Source organism: Thalassolituus sp. (genome assembly GCF_034111725.1).
GTDB lineage: Bacteria > Pseudomonadota > Gammaproteobacteria > Pseudomonadales > Oceanobacteraceae > Thalassolituus.
In genome coordinates this window covers 1-14,068 of the sequence record NZ_JAWUWR010000010.1, presented here as the reverse complement: position 1 = coordinate 14,068, position 14,068 = coordinate 1, and the positions used below count along the sequence as shown (strand labels likewise).

The following is a 14,068-nucleotide window of genomic DNA, read 5'->3' as shown; positions in this document are numbered from 1 at the left end:
CCCGTCATCACCCCCCAAACCTTTTGATGCAGGTAACGCGTCGACAAGGCGGACTGGTAGTGCCGTTGGTTAGAATACCGGCCTGTCACGCCGGGGGTCGCGGGTTCGAGTCCCGTCCAGTCCGCCATCTTTTTATAGATCCCCTTTTATACCCTTTGTTTTTGATGATCACAGCGAGTCCCACGGGATGCCGCCCAGTCGTCCGCCATCTTTTTATAGATCCCCTTTTATACCCTTTGTTTTTGATGACCCCTTTTAAAGCCTCCGCATCGCAATCAATAATTCGCACTCCTGTCACATAACTGTCATACCAAAATTCTATTCTCACTACCGTTTGAGAATATAAGTGTGGAAACTCTTAGACTAAAATCTTGTCTTACACTCGTTAGTGTCTATCCTTACGGAAGCTGGCACGACTGATGCTAGTCAAGAAATGCAAGATCAACTAAAACTAAAAAATAAGGAGGCAGTTATGTCTGACTATATTGAAGAGCTGCTAGATATCACCATCGACGATTATGAAGACGATGTTGATGACGCAGTAGAAATGTAACTCCGGCGTTTTTCTTCACGGAACCGACCTGGCGCTTCGCCGGTCCACCGTTTAAACGCTCTCTGAAAAGCAGTCGCTGATCCAAATCCAAGCAGAAATGCTATTTCCCCTAGGGTCAGCGTAGTATCCCTTACGTAACTTACCGCCAAATCTCGGCGGGTCGTATTCAGTACTTCTTGAAAGCTGTGCCCTTCTGCACTCAATCGACGCCTTAACGTCCATGGTGCAGTGTTTAGGCGATGAGCCACTTGTTCTAGAGTTGGTGTATTGCCATCCAATAATGGTCCAATAGCACGAGCGACTGTCTCACGGTAACTTAACCCCAAACGAACACGTTCTAACTCACGTTCAGCACTGCGTCGCAGCGCTTCGTAGGTTGATGCACAAGCATGAAGGGAGAGTATTTCCAATGCCCACTCGTGAAGCACAATAGCGTTGCGTGGTGCATCAAAATGTATCGGACATTGAAAATAACCTTGATATTCATCAACGTAGCTCGGCGCCGAGAATTCAAACTCAATACGCTTCACCAAATCAGTGCGACCGGTGACCCACTGAATAAAGTGATACCAACCACACAAAACAGAATCTACGACGAATAGGTTGTAGCCATTGTAAGGGCTCACCGAATAGAAACTGGCGACACCGCAACCTTGTTCAAGTTTAAATTGCGAACGACCACGCGCATTGAAACTCGACAGTAATTCATATGTCGCTAAAGCATGACAAGAGGCGCGTAGATTCGGTGCGCTCATAGCAAGTAAGCCTGCCAACCCTAGGTGCGGAGCTTTGGTGTGGCGGCCCATTTCTAAACCGAGCCAAGGTTTATCTGAGCGTTCAATACAGGCGTGCCCGAGACGCATGAAACGTGGAATGCTAATACGCGCATCTGGTGACGCGAGTTTCAAATCATCTAACTGAAATTGCTGCAACACAGGTGTTGCATCATGACCCAAGCGACTCATCGCCAAGCACATGAGTTCAACGAAGGCGACAGAGACATCTCCTAGCTTCACAATATTAATCTCACGTTAAGCGTCAAAACGACCTGACTCGCCTTCTTTCTCAGCTAACGGTTCAAGCTTTTCGCTAGGCGCTTCTGAGGCTAGTGCTTCTGGCTCATAGAAATCGATTAGGAATTGGTAACTCAACGACAAAATAGTTACCGATATTAAGCTACCAACATACACAACCAGTAAGGCAAAATACGTCGCCAAATGCGACTCAAACCAATACAGAATGCCAGCAGGAATGATCATGGCGATTGGTATTAATAATACAACGATCACCATACGCGTACCGTTTCCTTGGCTTAACGCCCATGCACGTTTTAAATCGCCCTGCTTACCAATCGCCACTTCTGGCAAAGTGATTGAAAGACGACCAAACAAATACATAGCGATTAACACTCCAATCGTTCCCCCTACAACGATTCCTTGCTGAGATCCGCTAGCAGCGCCAATGAAAAACGGCACCAACGCCGCTATACCTGCAATAAAGCCGATCACGACAGCGCGCCCTAAGTAGCGCCATTCATTTTTTCCCCAACCATGTAAACCGTTGGTATACCACTGGTCTCGGGGTAGTAAAGTAAAACGGTGTGCTGCTGTGGCCATTAAAATACTAAAGAGCATAGCGATAAGGCTCATACCCAATTGCTTCATCGACTGACCCGCTTCCACCATAGAGTCTACTTCTACAACTTGGGCATCATCCGCAGCAGCTGGAGAGAGATAAATTTCACTAATGAAGTCGATGGTCGCCAAAACAAAAATTACCGGCAAAAACATAGGGATCACAATATTGCGTTTTGCCCAAAGCAGGACGATAGCTTCTTTGAGTAAATCGAATACCGGAAGCTTCGCTTCAAGACCTAATGAACTTTTCATTCACACTCCTAATTGTGTTGGGTAGAGCACTAATTTAATAGCCATAATAAAAAAGCCCCAGCATGGCTGGGGCTTTAGTGTAACGGAGGCTATCGCCAACGTCATTAACCCGCTGGCGGAGTATCCCCATGACGAGCCTTGTGACGTGCTTTCATACGTTCAGGACGTAAAATAAAGCTTGCCAAAGCCGGTAGCAGAATCAAAGAACCTAACATGTTCCACAAGAACATAAAGGTCAACAAAATACCCATGTCGGCTTGGAACTTAATCGGCGAGGCAATCCAAGTTGCAACACCAATCGCTAAAGTAATACCCGTAAAGGATACAGCTTTACCGGTTGAGCGTAATGTTTCGAAGAAGGCTTCTTGCATGGTTTTACCAGCAACGATCATTACTTCTAAACGGTTATAGATATAAATCCCGTAATCCACACCAATGCCAACACCTAGTGCAATCACTGGCAGGGTTGCTACCTTCACACCTATATCCAAATACGTCATCAGCGCCTGACTTAAAATCGACGTCAAAGCCAATGGAATTAGGATGCAAGCTACTGCCGTAAGTGAGCGGAACGTCATAAAGCAGAGAACAAATACGACCACGTAAACGAAAATCAACATGGTATTTTGCGCATCAGCAATGACTTGGTTTGTTGCGGCTTCAATACCCGCATTACCAGACGCTAATTGAAAACGAATAGGCGCAGAATCGATTTCACCATTGGCGATAGCAGCATCAACTTCAGCCATGCCATATCCGAAATACTTTTCATCAACTTTATCATCAAATTGCTCTTTGAATTTTTCAACCGCAGCAACCGCGGTTTCCAAAGTTTCTGCCTTATGATCGTTAAGATACACAATCACAGGCGCCATCGAGCAATCAGGGTTCAACAGTCCCGCCGGTGCGCGTTGAATAGAAGTGTTCAAAATCGTTTGGTTACGAGATAACGCCGACCAGTTTAGGTTGCCTTCGTTCATCGCTTTAGTAACTAACTTAGAAACCGTTACTAAGGATGTAGTTGATTGCACACCTTCAACGTTGTCCATGTACCACATAAAGCGATCAACAGCGTCCATTACTTTGAAGCTATTGCAATGCTCACGAGCGGTTTCGACCATCACTACAAAGACGTCTGCACTGGTGGAATAATTCGATACCATAAAGGCATTGTCTAAGTTATAGCGCGAATCCGCACGTAACTCAGGCGCACCTTTGTCCAAATCGCCGATTTTTAATCCCTGACTGTAATAGTAACCAGAAATAGCCATAACAATTGCGATGACAATTGGTATTGGTGCGACTTTCCGATTAGCAAACATCGAAAGTCCACGCCAGATCGCCGCAGGATTAGCATCCGACTTACGCGCATGCTCAACACCGGAACGACTAATACCGATGTAAGACATAACAATCGGCAACAACACTAAGTTAGTCACAATAATCATGGCAACGCCAACGCTCGCCGCGATCGCTAGCTCCTGGATAACACCAATATCAATAAATAGCAGTGTTAAGAAACCAATCGCATCACTTAACAATGCCAACATCCCCGGTACGTAAAGACCACGGAACGCTTGGCGAGCCGCTTGAACGGGGGATGCACCTTTACCTGATTCAATGGCAATACCGTTAATAATTTGCACGCCATGACTGATGCCAATCGCAAAGACTAAGAACGGAACCAATACCGAATATAAGTCGACAGTGAAGCCAGCCAATGCCAACGATCCTAATTGCCATACCACCGCTATCAACGAAGCAACGATAGGAACAATAGTGCCTTTAGGACAGCGCGAATACAGATACAACAGAATCGCTGTCATGATCATGGCCATTAGGAAGAAAACACCAATGGACTTAGCGCCATCAAGTAAGTCACCTAACTTTTTAGGCATGCCGGTAATGTAGATTTTGTATTGATCGTCACTAAACTGAGTTCGAATTTTTTCTTCTAAATCGTGCGAAAACTGACCATAACTTAGCTTTTCGCCGGTTTCTGGATCATATTCAATCAAGGGCACGTCGATAATTGAAGAACGGAAGTCATTTGAAACCAAACGACCTACTTGTCCTGATTTCAATACGTTTTGACGCACGACTTCGAGACTTTCTTTACTGCCATCATAAGTACTTGGAATAACAGGACCGCCTTGGAAACCTTCTTCAGTTACTTCCATCCAACGCACGTTAGGCGTCCATAGCGATTGCATGCCCGAGCGATCGACACCTTTAATGAAAAAGATTTCATCACTGATCTTGCTCAGTTTTTCCATATATTCGGCTGTAAAAACATCACCGTTTTGAACTTCAACGGCAATTTTTACGTTGGCTACACCACTCTTCATCTCGTCTTTATGGACAAGATAGTTTTGAATATAACTATGATTAAGCGGGATATACTTTTCGATACTGGCATCAAGCGTTACTTTGCTTAAACCATAAGCAAACACCATGGTAATGATGGCTAATAGCAGCATAACCATGCCGCGATTATTAAAAACAACACGCTCTAACCAAGGTTCGGATTCAGGCGATAAAATATAATGCTCAGGAACCGTTGAGTAATGACTCTTTTTGTCCTTCATGATCACTCTTCTCCGGTTGCCATGCTGATATTGAGATCCATCAGTTCTCCCGACGCATCTAAGATCTTCACACCGGCCTCCCCAACAATAATAAAGTGGCCATCATTAGTTTCGACCACAGAAGACGATGCCTTACGGCCGCCAAGAATAATTGAACGCGGCGACGTTAATTTTTCATTAAGTACCACAACAGAACCAGCATTTCCCACCAGCAATGCTTCGCCGTTGCCAACGACGCCGCCTAATAATGTTTGCTCGCTACCCGTCGTTAGCTCAACCCAAGTAATGCCATCATCAATTGAGCGAAAAACATGACCCCGCAAACCAAACAAGAGCTGCAAGTCACCGCTGTCGACTATGCCAAACAATGAGCCATCGTAGGGCGAATCTTGAGTTACCCAAGTTTGTCCTAGATCATCCGAACGAACGATAAGGCCCATTTCGCCTACAACTGCCAGAGACGTCGGACCAACACTCGTAATCGCATTTAGATGTAATCTATCTGGATTTGGTAAGCGCGAAGAAACGTCTTCCCAATTTTTACCACCATCTAAAGTTTGAAAAAACATGCCGTAAGCACCAACCGCAAACCCGCGATTGGCATCGTAGAACCAAACATCGAGGAATGGCTTCGTTGACCCTGTATTTTGATCATACTCAGCATCTTGAACTGCAAAGCTGGCGGCTTCTTCCGCCATCTCTGCGTTTTCAATGCGTAAATCATTACCAGAATCGGAGGCCGCAACTAATGCATCTTCCGCTTTCGCTAAATTCGCTTTTGCTACGCGGACAATGGCATCATTTGCAGTGAAACCATCGAATTGCTTTTCCCAGCTACGACCTGCATCACTACTGTGTAATATCACACCGTCATGTCCTACAGCCCACCCGTAGCGATCACCAGAAAAATGTACAGCTGTTAATGTTACCGATACCGGCACATCACTTTGACGCCAGCTCATACCATTATCATCCGAGAATACAATGTGTCCGTATGAACCAACACTAACCAGACGATTACCCGCACGGGTGACGTCTAACAACAACGACTCGTGTGCACGCATGGTTTGTAAAGCAGGCGATTCGAGCGGATCTTTCCACTCTGCCTGCGTCATATCGGCGGCAAGCACCATAGTGCATAGTGCAATAACGCGGGATAAACCAGTCAGGCGCGCATCCCCATTTGCACATCCTTTTGGCTTAACCAAATTAAAAAACATATCAGACCCCGTTTTTATAGTAATGTCGGCTGTGGCTAGTCTATCTAACTGGCCTGATCTTGACTAACGTCCCGTTGTTACAGAATGTAAGGCAAATTTCTGTAAGGTTCCGCTCAGCAGTACTTTTCATGAATTTCGGGATCAAACAATGAAAGCTGACTTACCTATAAGAATAGACGTAATCCTAAAAAGCAAAACGGACGAAATTCACACTGCGTCCGTTTTACGGCTTTAATCTTAGCGTCTTCCGCGCCGCCTTAACTCGGCTGGCGTGAAATAGCGCTCACCTGGCGGTGGACTACTATAGTCTATCTCGCCCATTTCTTCGTTTGACAATCCTTGAACATGGTATCGGCGAGCTTTCAAATCATGAAACACATCAAGCGTCGTCCACGTGACAGGTAGCTCATAGTAAGTTTTCATGTACGCCGTCGATACACGCCATAAATCGCCTTGGTTGTCGTACTGATCAGCTAGCACTATTCCCCAAGTATCTTCATCTATGTAAAAGCGACGCTTGCTATAAACGTGGCGAACACCTGATTTCTGTGTAGCTTCTAATACCCAAACGCGATGTTTTTCATAACGCGTGTACTCTGGATTAATGTGACCAGGACGTAGGATGTCGTTGTAGCTCCGTTCGTTCGAGCTAAGACGATAGTTGTTGTAGGGAATAAATAATTCTTTTTTACCCAACAACTTCCAATCAAAACGATCCGGCGAACCGTTGAACATATCGGTGTCATCGGCGTAACGCAAACCATCCGCCGCCGCAATTGGCGTATCGTACGCTAGGTTTGGTGCGCGACGTACGCGACGTTGACCCGCGTTATAGCCCCAAGCTTGGCGAGGCTCATCCGCTTGGTTTAAAGATTCATGAACTAATACCGCACCACCTGCTAAACGCGCAGGTGCTTTCGTCACCGATAAGTAGTAGAACAAGATGTTGTTCAGATCTTCAATCGTACGATCTTGGCGATAGTAGTTAAATTCTACTTCTTGCTGCACGGTCGTTGGGGAGAAATTACCATCAACTTGTACCGCAACTTCGGAAGCTCGAAGCTGCAAGTATGTGCCGCGCCAGCGCGTAATGTGATTCCAGATAGCTTTTAAACCAGCTTCTTTATCGTCGGGATCAATGACAGGAAACGGAATACCACCGTATGCGTACAACAGCGATGAGCCATCATTCGCTAATTCACTGCGTACCGCATTTTTATAAGTGTTTTCATATACCCATTCAGGCGCAGCAGCAGTTCTACGCGTCTTATATACCGGTATTTTAAAGGTGTCGGGGTAAACATCGAACATAGCCATTTGGCCATCACTCAAATACGCACGGTATTGAGATGCGTTCTTTGTATTAATCGTAAATAATGGCTTATCACCGGGGAATGGATCAACATGATGTTGCCCAGCTTTGGTGTAGCCCAAGGGCGGCAGAGATAAACCTCCGCGCCATGGGGGAATATCCTTACCATTCCCCAGACGCTCTCCACCCACTGGCGTCAGATCTTCCTTCAGGCGCTCCGCCTGCTGCACTGATACAGCCGCAAATACACTCGATGCGGAAAACATCAATACCAGTGCTCCCGCTGCTATCCATTTTTTCTTATTCATTTACAACCTCAAAACCCGAGAGAATCATCATGCTTCTCTGCAAGGGAACCACTGAACTACCCATAAATGGTTGTGCTTCTTCTTACTGCATTCACACTAAGCCGTACCAAGACTCTTACTTACCACTTCGTATACGTCTTTAGATAGATTGCCCTGATGCATAATGCGTTGCAATTCGGCTTTCATCAACTGTGAAAGAGTTGGCACAAGTCGCTGCCATTTTGTTAACGGAGTCAACAATCGTGAAGCGATTTGTGGATTACTGCTATTTAAACGTATAACAGCATCCGCTAACAACGCATAGCCAGCCCCATCTTCTCGATGGAAGTTAACTAATGATTGATTGGCAAAAATGCTGATCACTGACCGCACTTTATTCGGGTTACGCCAATCAAATGCTGGATGTGCTAATAAATTCTTAACGTGTTCAACCGTGCCCATTGCCGATGATCCAGCCTGCGAACTTAGCCATTGATTTACCACCAATGGATCTGTTTGCCAATGCTGATAGAAGGACATCAAAGCTGGAGCCGCTACCGCCTCGTTACCGCTATTGACCATAACGATAAGCGCTGCCATTTGATCTGTCATATTATCGGCCGCAGCAAATTGTTGTTGCGCCTGCTCTAAACCGGCATCAGTCACTCGCGCCCAGTAACTTAACGCTAAATTCTTCAATGCGCGAGCGGTCATTTGAGCCGGAATAGGTGCATATTCATCTGAACTGCATAATCTTAAGTAGCAGTCCTTAAATTCTGCACTCAAATCGACGGCAATTGCTTGGCAAACCGCTTCACGCGCAGTGTGAATACGCTGAGGATCAACCACATCACTAAATTCAGAAATATAGGCTTCAGACGGCAAGGTGAGTAAGTAAGCCACCATTGCCGCATCCAAATCGGTATCGGCTAACAATAAGGCCAATGCTTCGCGTTCTGTTAGCGCTAATGCAAATTCAGACGTCGCCGCGGCTTGCTCAATCCAATGCAACATTAAACGCTGGCCAGCATCCCAACGATTAAAACCGTCACTATCGTGCTTTAGTAAGAACAAAAGATCGGTCGGATTTTGATCAAACTGCACTTTCACCGGAGCTGAAAAATCGCGGAATAACGAAACAACTGGCTCAGTGGTTACGCTGCTAAAGACAAACGTTTGTTCAGCTTCTTTGAAGTGCAACACTTGGCTTTCGGGCGACCAAACAGCTGCCGGTTCGACTTGAATCGCCATGTCATTGCCGTTCGCGTCAAGCAAACCCAGCTGAACTGGAATCCAAACTGGCAACTTGTTCGTTTGTTTGGGCGTATCAGGGGTGTGCTGTCGCAAAGTCAAACTTAGTGTTTGCGCTTCCGCGTTATATTCCGTCGTCGCACATACAACCGGTGTTCCCGCTTGTTTGTACCAACGTTTGAATAAGGTTAAGTCAATACCACTCGCATCTTGCATCGCACTAACGAATTCATTGATAGTGACTGCCTGACCATCATGGCGATCAAAATACAAATCTGAACCTTTACGGAATTGCTCTGCACCTAAAATTTTGTGCAGCATCCCCACTACTTCACAGCCTTTTTCGTAAATCGTAACCGTATAAAAATTGGAGATTTCGATATAAGCATCAGGTTGCACAGGATGCGCCATAGGGCCGCCATCTTCAGCGAATTGCACCGTACGCATGATTTTTGCATCTTCCACCCGTTTGACGGTGGCGGAATTCATATCGGCAGAAAAACCGGCGTCACGGAAAACGGTAAAGCCTTCTTTCAAACTCAATTGAAACCAATCACGGCAGGTCACACGGTTGCCCGACCAGTTGTGAAAGTACTCATGAGCAACAATGGATTCTATACGTTGATAAGCCGCATCGGTGGCCGTTGCAGGATTTGCCAATACACATGATGAGTTAAAAACATTAAGCCCTTTATTTTCCATCGCGCCCATATTGAAATCATCGACGGCTACGATCATAAAAATATCTAAATCGTATTCGCGGCCATAAACTTCTTCATCCCAACGCATTGAACGTTGTAATGCATCGATAGCATAATCGGTTTTATCAATATTTTGCGGTTCAACAAAAATTTTAAGCACCACACCACGACCACTCATGGTGGTAAAGCGATCTTCTTTTACTTTTAAGTCACCCGCCACCAGCGCAAACAAATACGCCGGTTTTTTGTGTGGGTCTAACCATACGGCATGACGCTTACCATCGCTGACAGTTTCACTAACGGGATTACCATTCGATAGCAAAACGGGAAATTGCTCAGCGTCAGCAATAATTTCGGTGGTAAAGACCGACATCACATCAGGACGGTCTGGATAATAGGTAATACGACGAAAACCTTCGGCTTCACACTGAGTGCAGTACATGCCGCCAGAGCGATACAAACCTTCGAGCGCGGTATTTTTAGCTGGATATATACGAGTAACGACAGCTAAGGTATGGCGCTCACCCAAGCCATGAATCTCCATTGACTCTTCGCCCAATACATAACGGTCTGCCGCCAAAGGCTGGCCATCCAATTCTATTGAAATAAGTTCCAATTCTTGACCATCAAGGTGCAAAGAGATCGCATCAGCTTGGTGGCGTACAAGCTCTAACGTACTGTGCACTATGGTGTAGTCATTAAATAACTCGAAACGTAGATGGGTCGTCTCGACTTGGTAGTTCGGTGCACGATAATCACTGAGTTGAATGGCTTTTGGCTGTGCGTCTCGCATATCGACCTCGATGTTTGTCTCAAGCACTAAAAGTAACGGCGTAAGACGTATATTTGCGTAAATTAATCACACCAGTATCTAACATTAAATACTGACCTTTTATCCCCAATAACACTCCAGTAGCGACAGGAGTTTTATCAAGGTTGTGACTGACGACCTTAGTTGGATACTGCAGTACGGGGTAGTTAAACTGTCTTACTGTTTCACTACCTAACCAGCTGACGGAACCCGGCCCAGCTTCTAATTCAATAGCTGCTAACTCTTCACAAAACTGCTCACGCAAGACATCGCGCGTGGCTTCTAAATCAGCCGCAGGCGCTTCACTTTTCAGCATTGCCTGCCAACTGGTTTTATCGGCCACTTGTTTACGTAAGGTATCTTCAATTAATCCAGATAAACGTCTATTCGCTACCCGAGCAATCGGTAATGCCTGCGAGGCCCCCTGATCTAACCAGCGCGATGGCATATTTTTCATACGCGTAATGCCAACTTTAATGCCGCTAGAGTTAGCAAGGTAAACAATATGATCGTTAAAACATATTTTTTCGGCCCATTGCGGCTCTCGACAAGTGCCCAAATGAAAATGACATTTTTCAGGACTCATCATGCAGGAATCGCATTGCGCTAATTTAGTAAAGCATGGGTAGCAATATCCCTGATTGAAACTCTTGTTGGTACTACGACTGCAATAACAACACTTAATAGCTCCACTCCAAGCGATGCTAATTGCTTTGCCTAAATACTGATTAAGATCGACAAGGTGCTCATCTAAAACCATTTGATAAGTTAACGGCTCACCCGGCTGCACCCGCATTTTGTTTAGGTGCCCTGTAATTTCCATCGTGTTTTACCTTAATGCGCTGGCATCATTGCAGCGTCAACGTTTGCGTATCATCGTCTTTTGAGGATTTGCACTGGCTTTCCATATAACCGACACGCTGGTCTTCCGGCACATTGTGAGTCACTTCATAGTGCATAATGGCTTCCATACATAACTCACGCTGGCCTTCAACTAACAGCCTGCCGTCGGGCCACTTACCTGTTGCGACAGCATTTTTTAAATTTTCGTACACTTCTGGAGTCAGTGCTTTAATTAATTGTTCAAGTGTCATGTTTACCTCGTTTTTTGACCGGCCAAAGCCAACCCAACATTAAACCTGCTAATAAACCGCCTAAATGGCCACCATTAGCTATTCCAGTTAGACCCGGTTCGATTGTTTCAGCGGCAATAGTGACTGCCATGATAACAACCATCACAGTCATCAGCGCTGGAGGAATGCCATATGCTATTTGGTACCGACGCTGACGCAAACCAACCCAGCCGACAAGGCCGAATACAACGCCAGAAATCCCGCCAAATGCCGGCCCTTGGTACCACCATTGCAAAATATTACCGGTTAATCCACAGACAGCAATTAGCGCTACCAAGGCGAGCCACTCGCCACGTTTTTCTAAAGCGCGACCTAAAACCCAGCACCAAAATGTATTATTAAGTAAGTGTAACAAACTGAAATGCAATAAGGTCGGACGCCACAACGACCAAACACCCATATCGAAATAACTGGCTAGCGCATAGCGCTGCTCTGGCCAGAGAACTTTTCCGGCAGAAACCCATTCATACCAAAAAGGCGAAAACTGCATCGCTAAATAAATGAGTGGTAATAGTATGACCAAGGCCAGTGTTACTGGGGTTTGCACTGCTGACATTACACCGGCAAAGACGCCAACGCTAACCGATTCTTTTGGCTCGGCAACAGGAACGCCATTATGCCAATCATCGATAAAACCTTTCACGAGTGGAAATTGCCTAGGATCAGCAATAAACAAACATTGCTCCCCCTCAATTTCAATAACCCTATGTCCGATTTTGTCGGCCCACAAACGCTGTGTCACTGGACTTAAGTCAATACCTAGTGGCGCTTTCAATATCAGCAAAGGTTCCATTAGCGCTCGCTTTTTTCCACTCGGACCCACGTGAATTTGTTCTTCTGCAGATGATGTTCAGTATCCATGCGGTAGGCAACTAAGCGTCCATATTTCACTGCGCTGTAATCTATGCAAGCTATGTTTGGTACAATAGGGGCCGGTAAACCCGCCATCCAATAGTGGCCAATAAACAAGGGTTTTTCCTCAGGACCGTAGTACAACAATTGCTTTTTCTCGTCTTCACTGAGTAGAGCATGCTGCAGGTCTTCTGGAATTGGATCCGGCTGAAAAACAACTTCGTTGTAGCGCTCGGGTTGATCGGCCCAAAATTTGGTGCGGAAAAACTGACGCTTCATACCATCTTTTGCTGTCATGGTGCGTCCATCCGGCAATTTCAATGAGGTGCCGCGCAGCATTCGATCAAGAAAGCGATAGATAAAAGAGTTGGTATTAATCGACTCCGGCAACATGTCACGGGTTAGTTGGTTACCACCATAACGCGCAATGTATTCGTCAATCATAGTTTGGTCCCAACAGGCATGGACCACGCGAAAATGATCGAACTCCAAAAACAAAGGCAGGTCGATAAACCAATCTAAGAATTCGTTGAACTCTTGCGGATGATTAGCGAATTGTTCCAGTGTTTGCTCAACCATAAAGTCATTGCGCTTGGTATGTTCACGCAAGAAAGGTTGTCGCATGCCCGGCGGTGCTTCGGTGCAATAGGTCACGACATTGTATTCGTGATTCCCCATAACAATATGAGCATGCCCATTATCAACCATGTCGCGCACAACATGACAGGCGAGCCGAATGTTGGGACCGCGATCGACAATATCCCCGACAAAAACAACTTTACGCTTAGGATGCTGATAGACACCATTGCGCTTGCTGTAACCCATCTGTTCCAATAACTCGATCAGCGTATGTCCACAGCCGTGAATATCACCAATCAAATCGTAGCCTTGGTGCATACTCAATCTCCGAGATTACTACTCCAGCCCAACTTGGTTCGGCAGATTTCGTAGAAATTATGCCCTTTAGGATGAATCAATTTCAGTTTGTGCGACTTTTTCCGAATGGTAATGCTATCACCCGGAGCACATGGAATATGACTTTGGCCGTCGCAACTGACGGTTGGATAAAGACCTTGGCTGGCATCCACCACAATTTTAATTTCACTCTTACCGTCAACCACTATTGGGCGACTGGATAAGGTATGTGGAAACATCGGGACTAAAACCAGAGCATCTAAACGCGGATGCATGATAGGGCCGCCACCAGAAAGTGAGTATGCCGTAGATCCTGTTGGCGTAGATACAATTAAGCCATCAGAGCGCAAGTTGTAAACAAATTGCCCCTCGATGTACAAATCGAAGGCGATCATACGTGCTGATTTACCTGGATGCAGAACGACATCATTCAATGCCGCAGCTGAACCGATTGGGTTACCATCGCGCTTAATCTCTGCATCAAGCAAAAAGCGACGCTCTTCGATGTATTCGCCATCCAGCACGGCTTGCACCGCGTCACACATACCTTCATCCG

Annotated in this window: 11 protein-coding genes, 1 tRNA gene and 1 pseudogene; 2 read left to right on the top strand and 11 right to left on the bottom strand. The window is 45.8% G+C overall.

What is annotated here, in order from left to right; translation table 11 throughout:
• The first annotated feature begins 50 nt into the window (after positions 1–50).
• A tRNA-Asp gene (locus UXZ23_RS01540) sits at positions 51–127 on the top strand.
• A 261-nt stretch (positions 128–388) separates the two neighbouring features.
• Positions 389–553, top strand: a complete 165-nt coding sequence (locus tag UXZ23_RS01535) for a hypothetical protein (protein ID WP_320818896.1) — start codon at positions 389–391, stop codon at positions 551–553.
• On the opposite strand, the gene UXZ23_RS01530 is transcribed toward UXZ23_RS01535, so the two are convergent.
• The 11 genes and pseudogenes from UXZ23_RS01530 to ppnK all read right to left on the bottom strand — a co-directional run.
• Positions 517–1,569, bottom strand: coding sequence for an AraC family transcriptional regulator (locus UXZ23_RS01530; protein ID WP_320818895.1), 1,053 nt, complete (start codon positions 1,567–1,569; stop codon positions 517–519). The genes UXZ23_RS01535 and UXZ23_RS01530 overlap by 37 nt on opposite strands.
• A 15-nt stretch (positions 1,570–1,584) precedes the next feature.
• Positions 1,585–2,442, bottom strand: a complete 858-nt coding sequence (locus UXZ23_RS01525; RefSeq protein ID WP_320818894.1) for a hypothetical protein — start codon at positions 2,440–2,442, stop codon at positions 1,585–1,587.
• Positions 2,443–2,546: 104 nt separating this feature from the next.
• The gene (locus tag UXZ23_RS01520) at positions 2,547–5,030 is read right to left on the bottom strand and encodes an efflux RND transporter permease subunit (RefSeq protein WP_320818893.1); all 2,484 of its coding nucleotides are present in this window, start codon (positions 5,028–5,030) and stop codon (positions 2,547–2,549) included.
• 2 nt (positions 5,031–5,032) lie between these two features.
• Positions 5,033–6,250: a WD40/YVTN/BNR-like repeat-containing protein gene (locus UXZ23_RS01515; RefSeq protein WP_320818892.1), complete on the bottom strand. Its 1,218-nt coding sequence runs from the start codon at positions 6,248–6,250 to the stop codon at positions 5,033–5,035.
• Positions 6,251–6,487: 237 nt separating this feature from the next.
• Positions 6,488–7,870 (bottom strand): DUF1329 domain-containing protein, encoded by a 1,383-nt coding sequence (locus UXZ23_RS01510; RefSeq protein ID WP_320818891.1) that lies wholly within the window; start codon positions 7,868–7,870, stop codon positions 6,488–6,490.
• Between the two features lie 96 nt (positions 7,871–7,966).
• Positions 7,967–10,594 carry an aminopeptidase N gene (gene pepN, locus UXZ23_RS01505; protein ID WP_320818890.1) on the bottom strand — a complete coding sequence of 876 codons (2,628 nt, stop codon included), beginning with the start codon at positions 10,592–10,594 and terminating at the stop codon, positions 7,967–7,969.
• Positions 10,595–10,613: 19 nt separating this feature from the next.
• Positions 10,614–11,435: a DUF2797 domain-containing protein gene (locus UXZ23_RS01500; protein WP_320818889.1), complete on the bottom strand. Its 822-nt coding sequence runs from the start codon at positions 11,433–11,435 to the stop codon at positions 10,614–10,616.
• A gap of 25 nt (positions 11,436–11,460) precedes the next feature.
• Positions 11,461–11,706, bottom strand: coding sequence for a YeaC family protein (locus tag UXZ23_RS01495; protein WP_320818888.1), 246 nt, complete (start codon positions 11,704–11,706; stop codon positions 11,461–11,463).
• The gene (locus UXZ23_RS01490) at positions 11,696–12,538 is read right to left on the bottom strand and encodes a rhomboid family intramembrane serine protease (protein WP_320818887.1); all 843 of its coding nucleotides are present in this window, start codon (positions 12,536–12,538) and stop codon (positions 11,696–11,698) included. Before UXZ23_RS01490 ends, UXZ23_RS01495 begins: the two co-directional genes overlap by 11 nt.
• Positions 12,538–13,494, bottom strand: a complete 957-nt coding sequence (locus tag UXZ23_RS01485) for a metallophosphoesterase (protein ID WP_320818886.1) — start codon at positions 13,492–13,494, stop codon at positions 12,538–12,540. Before UXZ23_RS01485 ends, UXZ23_RS01490 begins: the two co-directional genes overlap by 1 nt.
• Positions 13,495–13,496: 2 nt before the next feature.
• A pseudogene (gene ppnK / locus UXZ23_RS01480) lies at positions 13,497–14,068 on the bottom strand (NAD(+) kinase); the annotation flags it as partial.